We start from the raw sequence: 21,710 nt of genomic DNA on the forward strand, positions 1-21,710 counted from the left end.
GGGGGGCCCTGGGGGCCCCCGGGGGGGGTTTTTAGTGGGGCCCCCGGGGGGGGGGGCGCCCCCCGGGGGGCCCCCCCGGGGGGGGGGGGGGCCCCCCCCCGGGGGGGGGGGCCCCGCCGTGGTGGTGCGCCGGTCCCGCGCGTGCGGAAGACGGCTTCGCAGGCGCGCGGGGCCTCGTGGGCTCGTGCCCAGGGGCTCAGTCGAAGTAGTCCGGCTGGGTCTGGACGTTCAGCTCGTCGACCTTGACCCGCTTGGCGGGGTCGGTGCGGCGGTCGCTGATCTTGAGGACGTCGAAGCCCTTCTCGATGTCGTTCGAGTAGATGTAGCCGTTGTAGTAGTACGCGGACCAGGAACCGCCCAGGGCGAGCTGGTCGGTGCTGAGCGGGCCGCGCTCGAAGTAGGCGATCTCCTGGGGCCTGGTGGAGTCGGTGAAGTCCCAGACGGAGACGCCGCCCTGGTACCAGGCCTGGACCATGAGGTCCTTGCCCTTGACCGGGATGAGCGAGCCGTTGTGCGCGACGCAGTTCTCGGTGTCGGCCTGGTGGCGCGGGATCTTGTAGTAGGAGCGGAAGACGAGCTTGCGCTTGTCGCCCTTGCCGACGATGTCGTAGATGCCGTCGGCGCCCTTGTCCGGGCCGACCTGCGCGTTGCAGGTGGCCGCGCCGCCGCCGCCGAGTTCGTCGGTGAAGACGACCTTGTTCGCCTTCTGGTTGAAGGTGGCGGAGTGCCAGAACGCGAAGTTCTCGTTGTCCTGGACGCGGTCGATGACGCGCGGCTTCGCCGGGTTCTTGATGTCGAGCAGGACGCCGTCACCCATGCAGGCCCCGGCCGCGAGGTCCTCGGAGGGCAGCGTGGTGATGTCGTGGCAGCCGGTGGTGGCCGAGACGCCCGGGTTCACGGAGCCGCCCGGGTTTCCGCCGTCCGGGAAGAGCACGGGGAAGTCGACGACCTTCGCCTGCTGCGGCGACTTGCGCGGCACCTTGATGACGGAGATCCCGTCGTGCGGCGGCTGGCAGTCCGGGAACGTGGCGCTCGGCGAGTAAGAGGACACGTACACGTACACGTCCTTGCGCTCCGGGACGAGCGTGTGGGTGTGCGAGCCGCAGGAGGTCTCGACGGAGGCGACGTACTCGGGGTGCCGCACGTCGCTGATGTCGAAGACCTTGATGCCCTCCCAGGAGGACTTCTCGGTCGCGGGCTGCGTCGTGCTGTTGCAGGAGTCGTCGCTGCGCGAGGAGTCGGTGGACAGGAAGAGCAGGTCGCCCGAGACGGAGATGTCGTTCTGCGAGCCGGGGCACAGGACCTGGGTGACGGTGCGCGGCTTCTTCGGGTTGCTCAGGTCGAAGACGCGGAAGCCGTCGTAGTTCCCGGCGAAGGCGTACTTGCCCTGGAAGGCGAGGTCGGAGTTGGTGCTCGCCAGCGCGTCTTTGGGGGTGTTGCTGAGGTGCTCGATGTTGCGGGAGTGGACTATCTCGTCCTGGCCCGGTATCTCGCCCGAGGCCACGTCCTTCTTGGCGGAGGCCGCGGCCTCGGAACTGGCCGCCGTACGGGAGGCGCTCTCGTCGCCGGGGCCCGGCGTCGCCGCCGCGGGGCTCACGGCGAGCAGCGCGGCGAGCAGTCCCGCCGCCGCGGCTCCGACGCCGAGGCGTCTGCGCCGGGTGTGGGGGTGGTTGGACAGGGTCACTGCTTCCTCTTCTCCCTCTTCTCCGCCCGTCTCCGCCTGATCTCGGCGGCGAATGAACGGAGTTGAATGGTTCGGGGACTGATCGAAGTATCGTGCTCCTCATGCACATATCAAGAGCGGGTAACAGGATCGTCATGGAATCTTCTGGTTCCCCTGGTGTCCGGTGGGGCGTGCGGGGCGTGCTGTCGCTCGCCCTGTGCCTGGGGCTCGCGGCGTGCGGAGGGGGAGGTCAGGAGCCGGATGGCGGGGTCGAGAAGCCCAGAACTTCGGCGAGTTCGGTGATCGCGCCGGGGAAGCCCGGAGAACCGGCGAAAACGCTCTCTCCCAAGGAGGCGGAATCGGCCAAGAAGGAGGACGACCGGCCCAACACGGCCGATTTCCGCTACGTGGCGATGATGAAGGCGCATCACGCGCAGGCGATCGAACTGAGCGGGCTCGTGCCGGGACGGGCGTCCTCGGCCGGGGTGAAGGCACTGGCCGAACGGATCGCGGACACGCAGGGCCCGGAGATCGACGCGATGAAGGGCTGGCAGGCCCAGTACGACCCGAAGGGGACCCGCACCCCGGAGCACGCGCACGGCACGATGCCCGGCATGGCGACGAAGGCGCAGCTCACGGCGGTGAAGAAGGCGCGCGGCAAGGACTTCGACCAGCTCTTCCTGCGGCTCATGACGAAGCACCACGAAGGCGCGATCGCCATGGCGGGCGAGGTGCTCGGAAGCGGCAACAACATGCGGGTCGAGGAGATGGCGAACGACGTGGTGGCGCAGCAGAGCAGCGAGATCCACCGCATGGAGGCGCTGGCGAAGGGCTGAGCGCGGGCGCTCGCGAGGGACGGGGAGGACCGGCCGTCGGCGAGGGGTGAGCGGGGCGGACCGGGCGGGGCTTCGGCGGGGACCCGCCCCGCGGGTGGTGAGCGGCCGGGGGCGGGGAAACGGCACGGAAACCCCGCGGTCATCAACAGAATGTTTAAGTTCCCTACGGTTCCAGCCAGTTGAACCGTCCCCCAGACTCTGCCCTGTCCCCGTCCGTCGCGGGCCCGTGCGGGTCCGCCGTTCCCCAGGAGTGCCCATGCCGAGCGCACCACCGGCCACCGCGCGGCCCGCGAAGGCCGTACACCCCGTGGACGAAGTACCGCCGCCCCTCTCGCTCTTCGCCTTCGGGCTCCAGCACGTGCTCGCGATGTACGCGGGCGCGGTCGCCGTCCCGCTGATCGTGGGCGGGGCGATGAAGCTGCCGCCCGCCGATCTCGCCTACCTCATCACCGCCGACCTGCTGATATCCGGGGTCGCGACGCTCATCCAGTGCGTCGGCGTGTGGCGGTTCGGGGTCCGGCTGCCGCTCATGCAGGGCTGTACGTTCGCCGCCGTCGCGCCGATGGTGCTCATCGGTACGGGCTCGGGCGGGCTGCCCGCGATCTACGGGGCCGTGATCGTCGCGGGGCTCGCGATGGTGCTGCTCGCACCGGTCTTCGGGCGGCTGCTGCGATTCTTCCCGCCGCTCGTGACGGGCACGGTCATCCTCGTCATCGGTCTCTCGCTCATGCCGGTCGCGGGGGCGTGGGTCGCCGGTGGTGAGGGGGCGAAGGACTTCGGCGCGCCGAAGAACCTCGCGCTCGCCCTCTTCGTCCTGCTCGTCGTGATCGGCGTGCAGCGCTTCGCCCCGGCGTTCCTGAGCCGGATCGCGGTGCTCGTCGGGATCGTCGTGGGTGTCCTGGTCGCGATCCCGTTCGGCTTCACGGACTTCGGCGGTGTCGGTGACGCGGACTGGGCGGGGATCAGTACCCCGTTCCACTTCGGTGCGCCGACCTTCGAGGCGGGCGCGATCGTGTCGCTGCTCATCGTCTCGCTCGTGTCGATGACGGAGACCTCGGGAGACATCATCGCGGTCGGCGAGATGACGGGGCGCAGGGCGGAACCGGGCACGCTCGCGGACGGGCTGCGCGCGGACGGGATCTCGACCGTGCTCGGCGGTGTCTTCAACACCTTTCCGTACACGGCCTTCGCCCAGAACGTGGGGCTCGTCGGGATGACGCGGGTGCGCAGCCGCTGGGTGGTCGCGGCGGCCGGCGGGATGCTCGTCCTGCTCGGGCTGCTGCCGAAGCTCGGCGCGGTGGTCGCCGCGGTGCCCGCGCCCGTGCTCGGCGGGGCGGGGCTGGTCATGTTCGGGACGGTCGCGGCGAGCGGGCTGCGCACGCTCGCGGAGGTCGACTTCAAGGGCAACCACAACCTGACGGTGGTCGCTGTCGCGCTCGCGGTGGGGCTGCTCCCGGTGGGCGTCCCGACGGTCTACGACCGCTTCCCGGACTGGTTCCAGACGGTCATGCACAGCGGCATCAGCGCGGGGTGCCTCACCGCGCTCGTCCTGAACCTGCTCTTCAACCACCTGCCGGGCGCGAAGGCGTCGCCGGGGCCGGCCGAAGCGTCGAGCGAGGAACCCGCCGCGTCGCCCGCCTCCCCCGAGACCTCGACGCCCTCAGCACCTTCAGCGACCTCGGCGCCCTCAGCGAACGGGCTCGCCGAGCCGGTCGGCCTCGCGGGCGGCGGCGTCGAGGACGCGGTCGAGAAGCCCGGGGAAGAGCGCGTCTAGGTCCTCCCTGCGCAGCCCGTTGAGCTTCGCCGTACCCCGGTAGACCTGGCGCACCACTCCGCTCTCGCGCAGGACGCGGAAGTGGTGCGTCGAGGTCGACTTGGTGACCGGCAGGGGGAACTCCGAGCAGTTCAGTTCCCGTTCCCGCGCGGCGAGTTCGCGCACGATGCGCAGCCGCAGCGGGTCGGCGAGCGCGTGGAGCACCGCTTCGAGCCGGATCTCGGCGCGCTCGGGGTGCGGCAGGGCGCGGCTGCCTGCGGCGGGGGTCGTCACGGCGGGCTCCAGGCGGGGCGGGCGGGGTACGGGCGGTCGGTGCGCGGCCATCGTACGACGTGTGCCGGTGCCGCTCCCCTGACGACGGGGGCGGCACCGGCACACGGCGAGTGGTGCGCGGGTGGGCTCAGTACGCGCGGTGGTAGGGCTGTGCCACGTACGGCTGCTCGCCGAGTTCCGTGGCGGCGTGCGCGGCGAAGTGCGGGTCGCGCAGGAGTTCGCGGCCGAGGAGGATCGCGTCGGCCTGGCCGTCCGCGAGGATCTTCTCGGCCTGCCGCGCCTCGGTGATGAGCCCGACAGCGGCTGCCGCGAGGTCCGTCTCGTTCTTGACCCGCTCGGCGAAACGCACCTGGTAGCCGGGGCCGCTCGCGATCGGCGCGGTGGGCGAGATGCCGCCCGTCGAGACGTCGAGGAGGTCGACGCCGTGCTCCTTGAGGGTGCGGGCGAAGGCGACGGTCTCGTCGGCGGTCCAGCCCGTGCGCGGGTCCTCGGGGTCCTCCTCGAACCAGTCGGTGGCCGAGATGCGGAAGAGCAGCGGCAGTTCCTCGGGCCACACGGCGCGTACCGCGTCGACGACCTCGCGCGCGAAACGGGTGCGGTTCTCGTAGGAGCCGCCGTAGGCGTCGGTGCGGTGGTTGCTGTACGGGGAGAGGAACTGGTGGATGAGGTAGCCGTGCGCGCCGTGGATCTCGGCGGTACGGAATCCGGCGTCGAGCGCGCGGCGGGCCGCGTCCGCGAACTGGCCGACGATCTCGCGGATGCCGTCCTCGGTCAGCTCCTCGGGGACGGTGTGGGCGTCCGTGAAGGCGAGCGCGCTCGGGGCGACGGGCGTCCAGCCGTGCTCCGCACCGGCGGGGATGGGGGCGCCGCGATCGACCCAGGTGCGCTCCGTCGAGGCCTTGCGCCCGGCGTGCGCGAGCTGGACGCCGGAGACGGCGCCCTGCTCGTCGAGGAAGCGCGTGATGCGGCGGAAGCCCTCGACCTGCGCGTCGTTCCACAGCCCGAGGTCGTACGGGCTGATGCGGGCCTCGGGGCTGACGCCGGTCGCCTCGGTGAGGATGAGCCCGGTGCCGCCGGTGGCGCGCGCGGCGAGGTGCTGGAAGTGCCAGTCGTTCGGCACCCCCTGCTCCGGCCCGTCCGGGACGGCGCTGTACTGGCACATGGACGCCATCCAGAGCCGGTTGCGGGCGGTCAGCGACCGGAGGGCGTAGGGCTCGAAGAGCGCGCTCACGCGATTCCCCTTTCATGGTGGAGTGGCGGGACCGCCGAGCATAGTACGAGTCTCCTCGTAATACGAAAACTCTCGTATGAAGCGGCCGGTGGCGGCCCCGTCGTCGCGGCCTAGCCTGGAAGGATGGACGGTACGGATACGCGGGCGAGCGGCTCCGAGGGGTTCGTCCGGGCACTGCGCGAGCGGGCGGTCGTCCTGGACGGCGGCTTGTCGAACGAGTTGGAGGCGGCGGGGCACGGCCTCGCGGACGCGCTGTGGTCGGCTCGGCTGCTGCGCGACGAGCCCGCCGCGCTCACCGAGGCGCACCGCGCCTACACGGCGGCGGGCGCGGAGGTCGCGACGACGGCGAGCTACCAGGCGAGCTTCGAGGGCTTCGCGCGGCACGGCATCGACGCGGCGCGCACGCGCGAGCTGCTCGCCCTGTCGGTGGCGGCGGCCCGCGCCTCGGGAAGCAGGTGGGTCGCGGCTTCGGTGGGCCCCTACGGCGCGATGCTCGCGGACGGCTCCGAGTACCGGGGGCGGTACGGGGTGGGCCGCGCCGCGCTCGAACGCTTCCACGGCCCCCGGGTCGAGGCCCTGCTCGCGGCCGGGCCCGACGTCCTCGCGCTGGAGACCGTCCCGGACGTGGACGAGGCGCGGGCGCTGCTCGCCGTGGTGCGCGGCTGCGGGGTGCCCGTGTGGCTCTCGTACAGCGTGGCGGGCGGACGGACGCGGGCGGGGCAGCCGCTGGAGGCGGCCTTCGGGCTCGCGGCGGGGGCCGAGGAGGTGGTGGCGGTGGGGGTCAACTGCTGCGAGCCCCTGGAGGTGGCTCAGGCGGTACGGCGCGCGGTCGCCGCGAGCGGGAAGCCGGGCGTGGCCTACCCGAACAGCGGCGAGCGGTGGGACTCCCGCGCGCGGGGCTGGCGCAGCGACCCGAGTTTCGCGCCGGGCCTCGCCGCCGAGTGGTACGCGGCCGGGGCGCGGCTCATCGGGGGTTGCTGCCGGGTGGGGCCGGACGGGATCAGGGGTGTCGCGGACGTGCTGCGCGCAGGAGCGTGAGCCCGGCGGCAAGACTCACGAAGCCGCCCGCCAGGAACGTGGCGCGTACTCCGGCTCGGGCGAGGACGAGCCCGCCGAGCGCTGCCCCCGCGGCGATGCCCGCGTTGTAGGCGCCCGAGTTGGCGGCGAGCGCGAGGTCCGTGCGGCGGGGCGCGTAGCGGAGCATCGCGTTCTGCGCGGCGAGGAAGACCGGGCCGAGCGCGAGGCCGAGCACGGCGAGCGAGCACACGGCGAGGACCTGGTGGCGGGCCGCGACGGCGAGGCCGAGGAGTCCGGCGGACTGCACCACGACGGCGGTGGTGAGCGCGGCCCAGGGGAAGCGGTCGAGGAAGGGGCCCGTGGCGGCCACCCCGGCGAGGCAGGCGAGACCGAGGCAGACGAGCAGCAGGCTCACCGTGCCCGGCGCGAACCCGCTCTCGGTGCCGAGGAGTTCGACGACGTAGGTGAATCCGGCGAAGCCGCCGGTGGCGGAGAGCGCGACGGCGAGGAGGACCACGCGGAAGCGGCGTGCGCTCGGCTCGCTCGCGTACGAGGCCGGGGCACTCTCCGGTGGCGTGGTGGGCAGCAGCACCGCGATCGGCAGGAGGGCGAGGAGGCCGAGGACGGCGAGCAGGCCGAAGGGGAGCCGCCAGTCGCCGTGCCGCCCGATCCAGGTCCCGGCCGGGACGCCCACGACGAGCGCGAGGGAACCCGCGACCGACACGACCCCGAGTACCCGGCCGCGCAGGCGTGGCGCGAACAGGCCGACGGCGACCTGCCCGAGCACGGCCCAGAAGAGCGCCTGCGCGAGCGCGGTGACGAAGCGCGCGGCAAGGAGCGGGAGGTACGCGGGGGCGAGGGCGGCGCCGAGGCCGGAGAAGACGAGGGCCGCGAGGACGCCGGTGAGGAGGTGGCGGCGGGGCACGGCACGGGTGAGGTGGGCGAGCGGGACCGAGACCACCGCGACGGTGAGCCCGTAGCACGAGACCAGCAGACCGACCGCCCACAGCGGCACGTCGAGACCACCGGCGATGCGGCCGAGCAGCCCGACGGGAAGGTTCTCAGCGGTGTTGAAGGCGAAGGCCGCGAGCATGAGCCCGAGGAGTACGACGGGGGCGCGCCACCGGTTTTCCGTGAAGGCGTTCACACGGCCACATCACACGCCGTACGGGGAGATGCGCAAACTGTTTCCGCGCAAGCGGTTTCCGCGCATCCGGACCGGGCCCGCGACCCGGCGGGCCCCGGCGCGGGCTACGGCAGTCGCCAGTCCACCGGCTGGGCGCCCTGCTGGAGGAGCAGGTCGTTGGCGCGGCTGAAGGGGCGGGAGCCGAAGAAACCGCGGTCGGCGGACATCGGCGAGGGGTGCGCCGATTCGATGGCGGGGTAGTCGCCGAGGTGCGGGCGCAGGTTGCGGGCGTCGCGGCCCCACAGGATCGAGACGAGGGGCTTGCCGCGCGCGACGAGGGCGCGGATCGCCTGCTCGGTGACCTCCTCCCAGCCCTTGCCCCGGTGCGCGGCCGGGCTGCCGGGGGCGGTCGTGAGTGCCCTGTTGAGGAGCAGGACGCCCTGCCGGGTCCAGGGCGTGAGGTCGCCGTTGGAGGGTTGGGGGACGCCGAGGTCCGCCTGGAGTTCGCGGTAGATGTTGACGAGCGAGCCCGGCAGGCGCCGCACCTCGGGGGCGACGGCGAAGCTCAGACCGATCGCCATGCCGGGCGTCGGGTAGGGGTCCTGACCGACGATCAGCACCTTGACCTCGTCCAGTGGCTGCTGGAAGGCGCGCAGGATGTTCTTCCCCGCGGGGAGGTACGTGCGCCCGGCGGCGATCTCGCCGCGCAGGAAGTCCCCCATGGCGGCGATGCGCCCGGCGACTGGGGCGAGGGCCTCGGCCCAGCCCGCTTCGACCACTTCGTTCAAGGGTTGTGCTGGCACGGCGTCACTCTATCGGCGCAGTGACGTACGTCCCAATCCGGGCCCGCGCGCGGCTCCCCGGCGTGGGGCACCCGCGCGCGGAGGGCTAGGCTGCGGCCCGCCCCGTCCCGTGTGTCCGAGGAGACCCGCTCATGCCGCCGTACGACACCGCAGGCCGTGAGCCCCTCGTGGTGGGTGTGGACTCGGGCGGTTCCGGGGTGCGGTTCGCGGTAGCCGGAGGCCCGTACCGGGAGCCGAGGGTGCTCGTCTCGCGCGTGCCCGTGCGGACGGGCCCGGAGGGGATCTCGGCGGCGCACCTGCTCGAACAACTCGTGCCCGCCGTGCGCGGAGCACTGCCCGAGGGGGCGCGGCCGGCCGCGCTCGTGGTGGGCGCGGCGGGGATGGCGACACTCGGCGCCGACCTGCGGGCCGTGCTCCCGGGGGCGCTCTCCGACGCGCTCGGGCTGCCGGTGCTCGGTCTGGTCTCGGACGCGGCGACGGCCTACGCGGGCGCGCTCGGGCAGCGGGCGGGAGCCGTCGTCGCCGCCGGTACGGGAATGATCGCGCTCGGCACCGATCTGCGGGCCTGGCACCGCGCCGACGGCTGGGGCCACCTGCTCGGGGACGCGGGGAGCGGGGCGTGGATCGGACGGGCCGGGCTCGACGCGGCGCTGCGCGCACTGGACGGGCGTCCCGGGGGCTCGGCGGCGCTGAGGCGCCGGGCCGAGGCGCGGTTCGGGGCGCTGCCCGGGCTGCCGGCGCTGCTGTACCCGCGTGCCGACCGGGCGGCGGTCCTCGCCTCCTTCGCGCCGCAGGTCGCCGCCGCCGCGAGCGAGGACGGGGACCCGCTCGCCGCCGGGGTGCTGCGGGACGCGGCGGGCCACATCGCCGCTTCCGCCGCGGCGGTCTGCCCGGCGGACGGAGTCGTCGCCCTCACCGGCGGCCTGTTCCGGATGGGTGCGCCGCTGCTCGGGCCGCTCGACGCGGAACTGGCGCGCGTCCTGCCGAAGGCGGCGCGGGTGCCCGCGGCGGGCGATCCGCTGGACGGTGCCGTCCTGCTCGCGCGGGCGCTCGCCGGTGACGGGCTGCGACTGCCCGTGGACGGGACGCACTTGACGGTGCGTCGGGCAGCGGACTGAGACCTTCCGCGGACGCTTCGCGGCGTCGGGGGCGAGGGGAGAAAGCGCGGGACACCGGCCTGTTCCCGTACCGACCGGAAAAATACGGACGGATACCGCGCACGCTCCCCCTGCCCGAACGACGAGCCGGTGGAAACCAGTACCATGCGGCGCCATGAGCACCCCCTCAGGGCCCGCATCCGGCCTGCCCGTACGCATGCCCCGTCCGCGCCAGTCGGGACGGCACCGCCGACCCGAACCGGTGGTGGCGCCCGACAACGCCCCCGCCCTCGTCCTGGCCGTGCCAGGAACCCCGGGCAAGGAGGTCCGGCAGCTCGCGGACGAGGTCACCAGCATCGCCCGTTCCGAGCTGCCCGGACTCGACGCGCACGTCGGCTACCTCGACAGCGCGGAGACCGACCCGATCCAGGCCGAGTACCCGCAGCTGAGCGCCGTGCTCGCGCACGTCTCCGCGCAGCGCGCCGAGCGCCGCGCGCGGGCCGCCGAGGCGGGCGCCGACGTGCCCGCCGACGACGGTCCCTCCGCCGTCGTGGTGCCGCTGCTCGCCGGGCCCGACAGCGCGCTCCTGCGCCGCGTGCGCCAGGCGGTGAACGACAGCCGCGCGGTCGCCGAGCTGACCGCCGTGCTCGGCCCGCACCCGCTGCTCGCCGAGGCCCTGCACGTGCGTCTGTCGGAGGCCGGGCTCGCACGGGCCGACCGCGCGCGGCTGTTCACCGTGGCGACCGCGGCGGACGGCATCATCCTCGCCACGGTGGGCGGCGAGGAGGCCGTGCAGGCGGCCGGGATCACGGGCATGCTGCTCGCCGCGCGGCTCGCCGTGCCGGTCATGGCGGCGGCGCTCGACCAGGAGGGCGCGATCGCGGCGAAGGCCGCCGAGCTGCGCGAGGCCGGGGCGACCCAGCTCGCGCTGGCCCCGTACCTCGTCGGCCCCGAGCTGGACGAAGGGCTGTTGCGGGGTGCCGCCGAGGAGGCCGAGTGCCCGGCGGCCGAGCCGCTCGGCGCCTACCCGGCGATCGGCAAGCTCGTCGTCGACAAGTACACGGACGCGCTGGGCATCGCCCAGGCCCGCCCGCAGGGCTTCCCGCAGCGCTGATTCGCGGGGCCACCTGTCCGCCGTCCGCCCCGTCGCCGCCCCGCGCGGCACGTGCTCATCCATCAGGGCCCGCTCCTGGCGTCGTACGCGCCGGTGCGGGCCCTGCGGTGTGTGCGGAGCCGATCCCGCGAGGGGGACCGGGCCTCGGGCCGGCCTCAGGCGAAGACGACGCAGGAGGCGGCGGGGACGGCGAGCGAGCCGGTCTCGCGCGGCACCCCCGTGTCGGGGTCGACGGCGAAGCAGGTGACGTCGCCGCTGTGCTCGTTGGCCGTGTAGAGGAAGCGGCCGCTGGGGTGCACGGCGAGGTCGCGCGGCCAGGTGCCGCCGCACGGCACGGTGGTCACGAGGCGCGCCTCGTCGCCCGCGAGCGCGAAGACCGAGACGACGTCCTCGCCGCGCACGGCGGCCCACAGCCAGCGCCCGTCGGGCGAGACCCGCACCCCGGAGCCGTAGGCGTCGCCCTGCGGCGCGAGCGGCAGGAGCGCGCTCTCCATGACCGCCTTGAGAGTCCCGTCACCCGCGTCCCAGCGGCACACCGTAAGGGTGGGTGACAGCTCGTTGAGGAGGTACAGGTGTCCCCCGTCCGGGTGGAACGCGAGGTGCCGGGGGCCCGAGCCCGGGCGGAGCGCGAACTCGCGGTGCGCGACGGGCGCTCCGTCCACGATCTTCAGTACGCGCACCGAGTCGGTGCCGAGGTCCACGGTGACGGCCCAGCGGCCCGAGGGGTCGGGGAGCACCTGGTGGGTGTGCGGCTCCTGCTGGCGCTGCGGGTGCGGGCCCGAGCCCTTGTGCGTGAGGACGCCGGAGACGGGCCCGAGGCCGCCGTCGGCGCGGACGGGGAGCGCCGAGACGCTGCCCGAGTTGTAGTTCGCGGTCAGGAGGTGCCCGTCGTACAGGCACAGGTGCGTGGGGCCTTCACCGCGTACGGGGACGGGCGGGCCGAGCGGCGCGGGGGCGCCCGCTGTGAGGTCGAGCGCGACGGCTGCTCCCTCGGCCGTCTCGCTGACCGCGTAGAGCCGTTCACCAGTCGCGTCGAGCGCGAGGAAGGAGGGATCGGGCACTGTCTCCGTGACGCTCCGCACGGTGAGTGCTCCCGTCTCCGCGTCCACCTCGGCACTCGTGATGCCCTGGCCGCCCCCAGCCGTGAAAGATCCGATGTACGCCCGACCGGCCCACGTACCGTCCACTGCTCCACCCCTCCGCACCCGGCGAACGCCCCCCTCCGGGACGCCCCGGGCGACGGTAGCAGCCGGACGGGAGGGGGTCGGCGCTGGTGGGGGACGGGACCCGGGGCCGTACGGGAGGGCGCGCCGGCCCGGGCGGGCGCCGCGGGCGGGGCGGGGCGGCCCGCCGCTCCGTCATGGCATCCTCGGGAGCCCGCACACAATCCCTCCCCAAACCGGCTCTCCGCCTGAGCGGCTGTCAAGGGCATACTGTTTCCCGTACAGCACAGGTGTACGACTACCCTCAGCGGTCACACGACGGGTACGGATGCCGCTCGGGCCTCTACGACGGAAAGGCGGCGATGGCCGTGACTCTTCTCGGCGTGATTCTCGTCGTCCTCGGCGCATGGCTCCTCGCCTCACTGGCACTCGGCCTCGTCCTCGCCCGGCACACCCACCGCGGCCTGCGACGCAGGCTCGGTGCCGCCCGCAGGCTCGTGATGGTGAAGGTCCCCGACTCGGCGGACGAGCCGCCCGCGCACCCCGCCCACCAGCCCCCGGCGACCACGGGGCACAGCGCTCGCTGACGTCTACTCGGCCCCGTTCATCCAGCCGCCCGGCGGTCCCGCCGGACGGACTCACCTCACAGGCGCGGCGGTTCGTCGCCACGCGAGGCGTCCGGCTCAACGTCCGCCCGGTGGAGGACAACCGGCGGTGGTGGCACGAGCGCGGCGTACCAGGACAGGTGGGGCGGCGTCGTCCTGCCGCCCGCGCCTGAATACGGCGGCCGCCCCAGGCACTTCGACCCCGACGGGCCGGAAGCCGACGACACCGGCGAGCGGTTCGAGGCGGGGGCGCAGCGCACGGCCGTCCCGTTACTCCTTCCTGATCGGGCCCGGAGGGGAGTTCGGCGTCCAGGCCGGGGCGAACCACTGGGCACCCCTCCACGCAAGCATCGAGGGCTGGGTCGAGGCGCTCGCGCTCGCCCATCACGCCGCCGCGCGAATCACCCGGTTCACCGGTGACGAGGTCGACGACGTGGGGCTTGGCGACTGCGAACCCGTGCGCGAGGTACGGCGCCTGGCGGACACCTGGTGGCGGGGGCCCACCGCCTCGTGGGCCTCTGGACGGGCGAGGCCGTCTCCCTCGACTTCCCGCGCGGGCGCGTCGCGCGGGTGCACTCGGGCCTGGACGACTGGGGCTTGTACGGGGGCGTCCGCCCCGAGGCGGGCTGAGCCCCGGAGCCCCGTACGGCACCGTTCGCTTCGGCAAACGAAGGGGCGGGGCGCACCCCCGTGTCCGCGCGGAGTGGTCGTGCCCCGCGCTCACCCATGGCCGGAGCCCCGTCCGCCCGCGCAGGCCCCTCCCCGCCCTCGCGCCCGCGAACATCCCGGCCCGCCCACAGGTGCCCTGACGCCGCCTCACCCCTCCCCCGCCCAGGTCACCGTTCCCAACCATCAGGTCCTGAACGTGGCCTCTTCGTGACCCCACGGCTACCAAAGCGAGGCCATCGGGTCCAACGAGCGGCGTGAGCTGTTCTTTTCGCACCTCAACGGCCCGCGCGGCACCGCCGAGAGGGCCCTGTCGGCCTCCCGCAGGACATACGCCGGCAACAGAACCGACTTCATCTCTTGACAGGCCACCAGCCCAGGCAGCAACCTTCCGGCATCACGTGGGAACGCTCCCACGTCGGGCGTGGGAGCGCTCCACAGTCGGCCGCACGCACGCACTCGCGCGGCCCGGCCGGCCTGGCGGCCCGCTTCACCCCCGCTCCCACACGCCGCTTTCTCGACCCGGCACCGTTGCCGGAACATAGGAGTAGTGGAATGCGCATTACCCGCACGGCCCCGGGCCGCGCCAGGAAGAGCGTGGTCCTCGCGACCACGGCCCTGACGGCCTGCGCCCTCGTACTGACCGGTTGCAGCGACGACTCCGACTCCTCGGACAAGGCGTCCGACGGATCGGTCACCCTGACCGTCGCCGACTACGGCCAGTTCGGGTACAAGGAGGCGAAGCTCTTCGACGAGTACCACAAGCTCCACCCGAACATCACGGTCAAGGAAGACACGACCGCCGACGAGCAGGACTACTACCCGAAGCTGCTCCAGCAGCTCAACAGCAACAGTGGTCTCGGCGATGTGGTCGGTGTCGAGGTCGGGCGCATCAAGGAGGTCACGGACACCCAGGCGGCCAAGTTCGTCGACCTCAGCAAGTCGATCAACGTGGACGACTGGGTCTCCTGGAAGGAGAAGCAGGCCACGACGAAGGACGGCGCGGTGATCGGTGCCGGCACCGACATCGGCCCGATGTCCCTGTGCTACCGCCGCGACCTCTTCGAGAAGGCGGGGCTGCCCGACGACCGCGAGACCGTGGCCACGGCCGTCGCGGGCGGCTGGGAGGACTACATCAAGCTCGGCCAGGAGTACAAGAAGAAGGCGCCCGAGGGCACGTTCTTCACGGACTCCGCGAGCGCGATGTTCAACGCCGTCGTCTCCTCCAACGCCGAGCAGTACTACGACAAGAGCGGCAAGCCGGTCTACAAGGACAGCCCCAGCGTCAAGCAGGGCTGGAAGCTGGCCGCCGAGGTCGCCGACAAGAAGCTGAGCGGGGGCCTCGCGCAGTTCCAGGACCCGTGGGAGGCGGCCCTGCGCAAGGGCACCGTGGCCACCGTCGTGTGCCCTGCGTGGATGGCCAACCAGATCCAGGTCAACGCTGGTGACGCCTTCAAGGGCAAGTGGGACATCGCCAAGGCCCCCGGTGAGACGGCCGCCAACTGGGGCGGTTCCTTCCTCTCGGTGCCCAAGTCGGGCAAGCACGTCAAGGAGGCCACCGCGCTCGTCAAGTGGCTGACGGCCCCCGAGCAGCAGGCGAAGACCTTCAAGGCCGCCGGCATCTTCCCCTCGAACAAGAAGGCGTACGAGCTCGCGGACGTGAAGAGCGCGACGCTCCCCTACTTCAACAACGCGCCGATCGGTGAGATCTACGCGAGCGAGGCGGAGAGCATCCCCGAGGCCGTCCTCGGCGCGAAGGACGCCTCGATCAAGGACGAGCTCTCGAAGCAGATCAACAACATGGAGCAGCGCGGCACCAAGCCCGACGACGCCTGGAAGGCGGCCACCGAGACGATCGACAAGTCGATCGGCTGACGGTCCGCCCGGGGTGGCCCGCTCGCGAGCGGGCCACCCCGGGCGCCCCCTTTCCCCGTCCGTCCGTCCTTGAAGGAAAGGACAACCGTGGCCACCTCCACGCCCACCAGGCCGTCCGCCACTCCCCCGCCCCCGGCGGGGGACGCGGCACGCGCCGAGGCCCGCCGCCGGCTGCGCAGCCGGTTGTGGCGCCTGGACGACAAGGCGTCGCCGTACGCCTACATCGCCCCGTTCTTCCTCGTCTTCGCCGCCTTCGGGCTCTACCCGCTGCTCTACACCGGCTGGATCGCGCTGCACCGCGTCGAGCTGACCGGGCTCGACCAGTCCACCTGGATCGGGCTCGACAACTTCCAGCGCGTCCTCGGCGACGGCGAGTTCTGGGACGCGGTCGCGAACACGTTCATCATCGGTGTCATCTCGACCGTGCCGCAGCTCCTCGTGGCGCTCGGTCTCGCGCACCTGCTCAACTACCGGCTGCGGGCCTCGACGTTCTGGCGGACGGTGATCCTCACCCCGTACGCGACGTCCGTCGCCACCGCCGCGCTCGTCTTCGCGCTCGTCTTCCGCCCCGACGGCGGTCTGCTCAACTACCTGCTGCACTTCGTCGGCCTGGGCGACACCAACTGGGCCAACGGCCACTGGACGTCGAAGATCGCCATCTCGGTCATCGTCATCTGGCGCTGGACCGGCTACAACGCGCTCATCTACCTCGCCGCGATGCAGGCGGTGCCGACGGACCTCTACGAGGCCGCCTCGCTCGACGGGGCCTCGCGCTGGCAGCAGTTCCGCAAGGTGACGATCCCTTCGCTGCGCCCGACGATCCTCTTCACCATCGTCATCTCGACGATCGGCTCGATGCAGCTCTTCGGCGAGCCGCTGCTCCTGGAGGGCGGCACGCTCGGTTCCACGGGCGGCAGCGAGCACCAGTACGAGACGCTGAGCATCTATCTCTACAACTACGGCTGGAAGCTCGGCCACCTCGGCCCGGCCGCCGCCGTGGCCTGGTCGATGCTCGCCCTGCTGCTGCTGATCGCGCTGATCCAGTGGCTGATCGGCCGCTTCCTGCGCAAGAGCGCGGGCTGAGAGGGAGCGAACCCATGACCACGACCACACCCACTCCTCCCGTGCTCGCCGCCACGGACCCCGCGGACCCCGGGCCGAAGACGACCGGCAGGCGCCGCTTCCGCATCGGCGCGGGCGAGCAACTGCGCGGCGGCCCCTTCACGTACCTCGCCCTCGCGGTCGTCGGCGTGCTCTCCGTCTTCCCGCTGTACTGGACGCTGGTGGCCGCCTCGCACGATCAGCAGCGGGTGCTCGACAGCCCGCCGCCGTTCCTGCCGGGCGGCCGACTGTGGCACAACCTCCAGGCGGCCTGGGAGCAGGCCAACCTCGGCAAGGCGCTCGTGAACACGCTCATCGTCGCGGGCTGCATCACCGCGGCGACGCTGTTCTTCTGCACGCTGGCCGGGTACGCCTTCGCCAAGCTGCGCTTCCGCGGCCGCGGGGTCCTCATGACCGCCGTGATCGCGACGCTCACCATTCCGCCGCAGCTCAGCGTCGTCCCGCTGTTCATGCTCATGTCGGACATCGGCTGGGGCGGCAAGCTGCCCTCGGTCATCTTCCCGACGCTCGTGAGCGCCTTCGGTGTCTTCTTCATGCGCCAGTACCTCATCGAGGCGCTGCCGTACGAGCTGATCGAGGCCGCCAAGGTGGACGGCGCGAACAACCTGCGCATCGTGCGCAGCATCGTGCTGCCGGCGGCGCGGCCCGCGATGATGGTCCTCGGGATGCTTACCTTCGTGCAGGCGTGGAACGATTTCTTCTGGCCGTTCCTCTCGCTCAGCCAGGCCAATCCCACCGTCCAGGTGGCGCTGGGCCAGCTCAGCGCCTCGTACACGCCCGATCAGTCGATCGTGATGGCGGGCGCCCTCATCAGCACCCTGCCGCTGATCGTGGTGTTCATCGTCTTCGGCAAGCAGATCGTGGGCGGCATCATGGCCGGCGCGGTCAAGGGCTGAGTCCGGCCCTGCCCCGGCCACGTCGTCGCGGCCGGGGGCGGCCGTCCCCTGTGAACCCCCGGCGCCCCGTACGCCGTTCTTCCCCTTCCCCTCCATTTCATGGGAGCGCTTCCACATGACCGCTGTACGACCCGAGTCCGGTACTCGCCCGGCCGTCTCCCCCACCGGCTTCCCCACCGGCTTCCTGTGGGGCGCCGCCACCGCCTCGTACCAGGTGGAGGGGGCCGCGACGGTGCACGGCCGGACCCCCTCGATCTGGGACACCTTCAGTCACACCCCCGGCAAGGTCCGCAACGGCGACACCGGTGACATCGCCGCGGACCACTACCACCTGTACCGCGAAGACGTCGCGTTGATGAAGGAGCTGGGGCTCGGCGCCTACCGCTTCTCCGTCTCCTGGTCGCGCGTGCAGCCCACGGGGCGCGGCCCCGCCGTCGAGCAGGGGCTCGACTTCTACCGGCGCCTCGTGGACTCGCTCCTGGAGGCCGGGATCACGCCGGTGGCGACGCTCTACCACTGGGATCTGCCGCAGGAGCTGGAGGACGCGGGCGGGTGGCCGCTGCGCGACACGGCCGAGCGCTTCGCGGACTACGCGGCGCTCGTGGCGGGGGCGCTCGGCGACCGGGTGCCCATGTGGACGACGCTCAACGAGCCCTGGTGCTCGGCCTTCCTCGGCTACGGCTCCGGGGTGCACGCTCCGGGGCGTACGGAGCCGGCGGCGACGCTGCGCGCGGCGCACCACCTCAACCTGGCGCACGGCAAGGGCGTTCAGGTGCTGCGCGGGCTGCTCCCGGCAAACGCGCAGACCTCGATCACGCTCAACCTGCACCAGGTGCGCCCCCTCACGACGAGCTCCGAGGACGCGGACGCGGCACGGCGGATCGACGAGGTGGGCAACCGGGTCTTCACCGGTCCGATCCTCGACGGCGGTTACCCGCAGGACCTGCTCCGGCGCACGGCCTCGCTCGTGGACTGGGACGAACTGGTCAGGCCCGGCGACCTGGAGGCCATCGCGACGCCGATCGACGTGCTCGGGGTCAACTACTACACGCCGACGATCGTCTCCGCCTCGGACGGCGCGGGCGACTCGCGCGACGACGGGCACGGGGCGAGCGACCACTCGCCGTGGACCGGTTCCGAGGACGTCGCCTTCCACCTCGCCCCGGGCACGCGCACGGCGATGAACTGGGCGGTGGACTCCTCGGGCCTGCACGCCCTGCTGACGCAGCTCCACGAGGAACACCCCGAGCTGCCGCTCATGGTGACCGAGAACGGCGCGGCGTTCGACGACTACGTCTCGCCCGAGGGTCGCGTCGAGGACCCCGAGCGCATCGCGTACCTGCACTCCCACCTGGAGGCGGTGCGACAGGCGGTCGCGGACGGCGCGGACGTGCGCGGGTACTTCCTGTGGTCGCTGCTCGACAACTTCGAGTGGTCCTACGGGTACGCGAAGCGCTTCGGCACGGTGTACGTGGACTACGCCACGCAGCGGCGCATCCCGAAGGCGAGCGCCCACTGGTACGCGGACGTGATCCGGCGCGGCGGACTGCCGGACTGAGACCACCGGGCCGGGGGGCCGGGACGGAGCGGGCGGGCGCCGTGGGGGTCGCCCGCCCGCTCCCGCCGAGGGGCGGGCGTCACGTGGGGGCGCCCGCCCCGCCGGTACGGGTGCTCCGGCCCGTACGGGGTGAAGCCCTCCGTACGGGCCGGAGCGGCGCTCAGCTCGCCGGGCACCCCCGTACCGCGTCCCGCGAGGCGTCGTCGATCAGGGCGCGCTGGGCGGCGCGGACCTTGCCGACGTCGGCCTTCATGACCGAGCGGTCGTAGGTCATGATGCCGTTCAGCTCGCCCTCGACGTCGGCGATCTGCGTGTAGACGGAGCCGTTGCTGCCCTTGCAGGCGAGGGCGCGGACCTCGTCGACCTTCTTGAGGTACTCGTCGGTGTAGGCCTCCTTCTCGACACCGACGTAGCTCTGCTGGACCGGCCAGGCGTGGCCCGGTACGGCGAGGCCGAGTCCGCCGAACTCACCGCTGACCAGGGCGCGTTTGCCGTCGGGCGCGGGCAGGGCCGGGCTCGGGTAGCCGTGCGCGTCGGCTATGTCGCCGTTACCGCCGTCGACGGCGCCGCAGCAGTTGAGCCCGCTCATGTTGTTGACGAGGCGGCTGGGGTCCCACTTCTTCGCCTGGTCGGCGACCCGGGCCTGGTCGTACTGGCCCCAGCCCTCGTTGAAGGTGACCCACATGATGACCGAGGGGCTGCTCGCGTGCTGGTCGATCATCTGCTTCATCTCGTGCTCGTACTCGGCCTTCTCGCTCGCGTTGTCGGGCACCGCGGCCATGGCCGGCATGTCCTGCCACACGAGGAGGCCGAGCTTGTCGGCCCAGTAGAACCAGCGGTCGGGTTCGACCTTGATGTGCTTGCGCACGGAGTTGAAGCCAAGGTTCTTGTGCTGGACGAGGTCGTACTTCAGGGCCTCGTCGGTGGGTGCGGTGTGGAGGCCGTCGGGCCAGAAGCCCTGGTCGAGGGTGGCCATCATGAAGACGGGCTTGCCGTTGAGCTCGGTGCGCGGCGTGCCGTTCACGTTCTGCACGGAGATGTCCCGCATCCCGAAGTAGCTGCCGACGCGGTCCTTCCCCGTGCTGACCTCGAGGCGGTAGAGGTGGGGGTCGTCGGGTGACCACAGGTGCGGGTTCCTGACGGGGAGCTGGAGGGTCGTGCCGGTGCGGCCGTGGACGGTGGCGACCTTGCGCTTGCCGTCGTAGGCGGTGGCGGTCACGGGGAGCCCCGCGCGGGTGCCGTCGACGTCGACGGCGAGGCGCTGGTTCTTGACGTCGGGCGTGAGCTTGAGCGAGTCGGTGTGCTCGGCCGCGACGGGCTCCATCCAGACGGTCTGCCAGATTCCCGAGCTGGGCGTGTACCAGATGCCGCTGGGGTCGAGGCGCTGCTTGCCGACCGGCGGGTTCTCGCCGTCCTTCGCGTCGGTCGGGTCGTAGACGCCGACGACCAGTTCCTGGGTGCGGCCCGGCTTGAGCGCGTCGGTGACGTCCGCGGAGAAGCGGTCGTAGCCGCCCTTGTGGCTGGTCACCTTCTTGCCGTTGACCCAGATGTCGGCCTGCCAGTCGACGGCGTCGAAGTTGAGCTGGAGCCGCTGGTCGTGGCCGACCTTCCAGTTCGCCGGCACGGTGAAGGTGCGCCGGTACCACATGCGGTCCTCGTGGCGCTCGATGCCGGAGAGCTGCGACTCGATCGGGTAGGGGACGAGGACGCGCTCGGCGAGGTTCTTGCCGAGCGGCGGGGCCTGGCCCTCCTTCGCCGCCGCGAACTGCCAGGTGCCGTTGAGGTTCTGCCAGCGGTCGCGGGTGAGCTGGGGGCGCGGGTACTCGGGCAGCGCGTTCTTCGGGCCGACGTCCTTGGCCCAGCGGGTGCTGAGCTGGTACGTGGACTTGTTGGCGCCGCCCGCCCAGAAGGCACCGATCGCGTCGCCGCCGTCCTTCGTGCGCAGGCCGCCCTCGCCGTCGTACCGGACGTCGACGGAGCCGCCCGCGCCGACGACGGGTTCCTTGAGCGCGACGAGGAGTTTCGCCGGGTCGGCGGGGTCCTTGCGGACGGTGCCGAGGGGCCAGTCGGCGCCGCCGATATTGGCGCTGAGGTGCTGGGCGACGGTGCTCGGCGGGGTGGCGAGGGAGTGCGGGAAGCCGAGTTCGAGGGTGCGGCCCGTGCTGGTGACGGTCGCGGAGGTGGCGCCGTCGTAGGACCAGTTCTCGGGGGTGCGGAAGGCGGACTGCGGGACGGGGGTCTGGGTGCCGCCCGGCGGGGTCCAGGAGAAGTGGAGGTTCGAGCCGCCCTCGTGCTCGAAGTACTCCAGCTTGATGTCGTACGCCTTGCCCGCCTCCAGGGTGACGGGCTGGGAGACCTGCTCCTTGTCCCAGTCGTCGACCCAGTGGTCGATGACGAGGTCGTCGCCGATCCAGAGCCGGAAGCCGTTGTCGCCCTTGATCTGGAAGGTGTGCTCGCCGCTCGTCTCGGGGACGAGGCGGCCCGTCCAGCGGATGTTGACGTCGTCGGCCTGTCCGGTGGCCTGTTGCAGGCGGGACTCCAGGCTGCCGAAGTCGAGCGAGGGGTCGAAGGCGGTGGCCTTGAGCTGGTCGAAGTCGAAGGCGCCGGGGGCGGACTGGGTGTAGTAGTCGCCCCTGAGGCCGTGCAGCTCCGCGGCGTCCGCGGTGCCGGCCTTGTGGGGGGTGGAGGTGGGGTGGGGGGTGAGGGTGCCTGCCGCTGGGCGAGTGCTCCCGGGGTCCGCCGCGCTCGCGGTGGACGTCGCGGTGAGTCCCGCGAGGCCCAGCAATGCGGCGGCGCACAGGGCGAGGGGGCGTCCCACGCCCCCTGCCGGGGAGAATCTGCTGCGGTTGCGCACGTGCTCCTCCTTCTTGCCGTGGGGCTTTGCCACGGGG

The 21,710-nt window shown here is 72.5% G+C and carries 18 protein-coding genes; 11 read left to right on the plus strand and 7 right to left on the minus strand.

Annotated features, from left to right (window positions below; translation table 11 throughout):
- Nucleotides 1-196: 196 nt before the first annotated feature.
- Nucleotides 197-1,684, minus strand: coding sequence for an LVIVD repeat-containing protein (locus ACIP4O_RS23805; RefSeq protein ID WP_401577319.1), 1,488 nt, complete (start codon nucleotides 1,682-1,684; stop codon nucleotides 197-199).
- A gap of 170 nt (nucleotides 1,685-1,854) precedes the next feature.
- Here ACIP4O_RS23805 and ACIP4O_RS23810 point away from each other — a divergent pair, with 170 nt between their 5' ends.
- Nucleotides 1,855-2,499, plus strand: a complete 645-nt coding sequence (locus ACIP4O_RS23810) for a DUF305 domain-containing protein (protein ID WP_401577769.1) — start codon at nucleotides 1,855-1,857, stop codon at nucleotides 2,497-2,499.
- A gap of 256 nt (nucleotides 2,500-2,755) precedes the next feature.
- A complete protein-coding gene (locus tag ACIP4O_RS23815; RefSeq protein WP_401577321.1) occupies nucleotides 2,756-4,273 on the plus strand; it encodes a nucleobase:cation symporter-2 family protein in 1,518 nt (505 codons plus the stop codon).
- Here ACIP4O_RS23815 and ACIP4O_RS23820 read toward each other — a convergent pair.
- On the minus strand, nucleotides 4,187-4,546 hold the full coding sequence (locus ACIP4O_RS23820) for an ArsR/SmtB family transcription factor (RefSeq protein ID WP_401577771.1): 360 nt from the start codon (nucleotides 4,544-4,546) through the stop codon (nucleotides 4,187-4,189). The genes ACIP4O_RS23815 and ACIP4O_RS23820 overlap by 87 nt on opposite strands.
- Before the next feature lie 127 nt (nucleotides 4,547-4,673).
- Nucleotides 4,674-5,777: an NADH:flavin oxidoreductase/NADH oxidase gene (locus ACIP4O_RS23825; protein ID WP_401577322.1), complete on the minus strand. Its 1,104-nt coding sequence runs from the start codon at nucleotides 5,775-5,777 to the stop codon at nucleotides 4,674-4,676.
- Nucleotides 5,778-5,900: 123 nt separating this feature from the next.
- Here ACIP4O_RS23825 and mmuM point away from each other — a divergent pair, with 123 nt between their 5' ends.
- Nucleotides 5,901-6,815, plus strand: coding sequence for a homocysteine S-methyltransferase (gene mmuM / locus ACIP4O_RS23830; RefSeq protein ID WP_401577324.1), 915 nt, complete (start codon nucleotides 5,901-5,903; stop codon nucleotides 6,813-6,815).
- Here mmuM and ACIP4O_RS23835 read toward each other — a convergent pair.
- Together ACIP4O_RS23835 and ACIP4O_RS23840 are read right to left on the minus strand one after the other, a co-directional pair.
- A complete protein-coding gene (locus ACIP4O_RS23835; RefSeq protein WP_401577773.1) occupies nucleotides 6,778-7,887 on the minus strand; it encodes an MFS transporter in 1,110 nt (369 codons plus the stop codon). The genes mmuM and ACIP4O_RS23835 overlap by 38 nt on opposite strands.
- Nucleotides 7,888-8,045: 158 nt before the next feature.
- Nucleotides 8,046-8,723, minus strand: a complete 678-nt coding sequence (locus ACIP4O_RS23840; RefSeq protein ID WP_361335419.1) for a uracil-DNA glycosylase — start codon at nucleotides 8,721-8,723, stop codon at nucleotides 8,046-8,048.
- A 131-nt stretch (nucleotides 8,724-8,854) separates the two neighbouring features.
- Here ACIP4O_RS23840 and ACIP4O_RS23845 point away from each other — a divergent pair, with 131 nt between their 5' ends.
- On the plus strand, nucleotides 8,855-9,841 hold the full coding sequence (locus ACIP4O_RS23845; protein ID WP_401577326.1) for an N-acetylglucosamine kinase: 987 nt from the start codon (nucleotides 8,855-8,857) through the stop codon (nucleotides 9,839-9,841).
- Between the two features lie 154 nt (nucleotides 9,842-9,995).
- Entirely contained in the window at nucleotides 9,996-10,934 is a 939-nt protein-coding gene (locus tag ACIP4O_RS23850) for a sirohydrochlorin chelatase (RefSeq protein WP_401577328.1), read from the plus strand.
- Between the two features lie 155 nt (nucleotides 10,935-11,089).
- Here ACIP4O_RS23850 and ACIP4O_RS23855 read toward each other — a convergent pair whose 3' ends face one another.
- Nucleotides 11,090-12,121 (minus strand): lactonase family protein, encoded by a 1,032-nt coding sequence (locus ACIP4O_RS23855; protein WP_401577330.1) that lies wholly within the window; start codon nucleotides 12,119-12,121, stop codon nucleotides 11,090-11,092.
- Between the two features lie 338 nt (nucleotides 12,122-12,459).
- Here ACIP4O_RS23855 and ACIP4O_RS23860 point away from each other — a divergent pair, with 338 nt between their 5' ends.
- From ACIP4O_RS23860 to ACIP4O_RS23885, 6 genes are all read left to right on the plus strand, one after another.
- The gene (locus tag ACIP4O_RS23860) at nucleotides 12,460-12,684 is read left to right on the plus strand and encodes a hypothetical protein (RefSeq protein ID WP_401577332.1); all 225 of its coding nucleotides are present in this window, start codon (nucleotides 12,460-12,462) and stop codon (nucleotides 12,682-12,684) included.
- Between the two features lie 507 nt (nucleotides 12,685-13,191).
- Nucleotides 13,192-13,332, plus strand: a complete 141-nt coding sequence (locus ACIP4O_RS23865; protein ID WP_401577334.1) for a hypothetical protein — start codon at nucleotides 13,192-13,194, stop codon at nucleotides 13,330-13,332.
- A gap of 591 nt (nucleotides 13,333-13,923) precedes the next feature.
- Entirely contained in the window at nucleotides 13,924-15,243 is a 1,320-nt protein-coding gene (locus ACIP4O_RS23870; RefSeq protein ID WP_361335435.1) for an extracellular solute-binding protein, read from the plus strand.
- 87 nt (nucleotides 15,244-15,330) lie between these two features.
- Complete coding sequence (locus tag ACIP4O_RS23875; protein WP_361335500.1) at nucleotides 15,331-16,326, plus strand: sugar ABC transporter permease; 996 nt, start codon at nucleotides 15,331-15,333, stop codon at nucleotides 16,324-16,326.
- Between the two features lie 14 nt (nucleotides 16,327-16,340).
- Complete coding sequence (locus ACIP4O_RS23880; protein WP_401577336.1) at nucleotides 16,341-17,261, plus strand: carbohydrate ABC transporter permease; 921 nt, start codon at nucleotides 16,341-16,343, stop codon at nucleotides 17,259-17,261.
- A 115-nt stretch (nucleotides 17,262-17,376) separates the two neighbouring features.
- The gene (locus ACIP4O_RS23885) at nucleotides 17,377-18,819 is read left to right on the plus strand and encodes a GH1 family beta-glucosidase (protein ID WP_401577338.1); all 1,443 of its coding nucleotides are present in this window, start codon (nucleotides 17,377-17,379) and stop codon (nucleotides 18,817-18,819) included.
- A gap of 160 nt (nucleotides 18,820-18,979) precedes the next feature.
- On the opposite strand, the gene ACIP4O_RS23890 is transcribed toward ACIP4O_RS23885, so the two are convergent.
- Nucleotides 18,980-21,673 carry a PA14 domain-containing protein gene (locus tag ACIP4O_RS23890; protein WP_401577775.1) on the minus strand — a complete coding sequence of 898 codons (2,694 nt, stop codon included), beginning with the start codon at nucleotides 21,671-21,673 and terminating at the stop codon, nucleotides 18,980-18,982.
- Nucleotides 21,674-21,710: the final 37 nt, after the last annotated feature.

It is taken from the genome of Streptomyces sp. NPDC088923 (assembly GCF_044749745.1).
Classification (GTDB): Bacteria; Actinomycetota; Actinomycetes; order Streptomycetales; family Streptomycetaceae; genus Streptomyces.

Coding starts and splice junctions, on each gene's coding strand:
- ACIP4O_RS23815 (WP_401577321.1), top strand. CDS start 2,756: ATGCCGAGCGCACCACCGGCCACCGCGCGGCCCGCGAAGGCCGTACAC.
- mmuM (WP_401577324.1), top strand. CDS start 5,901: ATGGACGGTACGGATACGCGGGCGAGCGGCTCCGAGGGGTTCGTCCGG.
- ACIP4O_RS23835 (WP_401577773.1), bottom strand. CDS start 7,887: ATGCTCGCGGCCTTCGCCTTCAACACCGCTGAGAACCTTCCCGTCGGG.
- ACIP4O_RS23845 (WP_401577326.1), top strand. CDS start 8,855: ATGCCGCCGTACGACACCGCAGGCCGTGAGCCCCTCGTGGTGGGTGTG.
- ACIP4O_RS23850 (WP_401577328.1), top strand. CDS start 9,996: ATGAGCACCCCCTCAGGGCCCGCATCCGGCCTGCCCGTACGCATGCCC.
- ACIP4O_RS23860 (WP_401577332.1), top strand. CDS start 12,460: ATGGCCGTGACTCTTCTCGGCGTGATTCTCGTCGTCCTCGGCGCATGG.
- ACIP4O_RS23870 (WP_361335435.1), top strand. CDS start 13,924: ATGCGCATTACCCGCACGGCCCCGGGCCGCGCCAGGAAGAGCGTGGTC.
- ACIP4O_RS23880 (WP_401577336.1), top strand. CDS start 16,341: ATGACCACGACCACACCCACTCCTCCCGTGCTCGCCGCCACGGACCCC.
- ACIP4O_RS23885 (WP_401577338.1), top strand. CDS start 17,377: ATGACCGCTGTACGACCCGAGTCCGGTACTCGCCCGGCCGTCTCCCCC.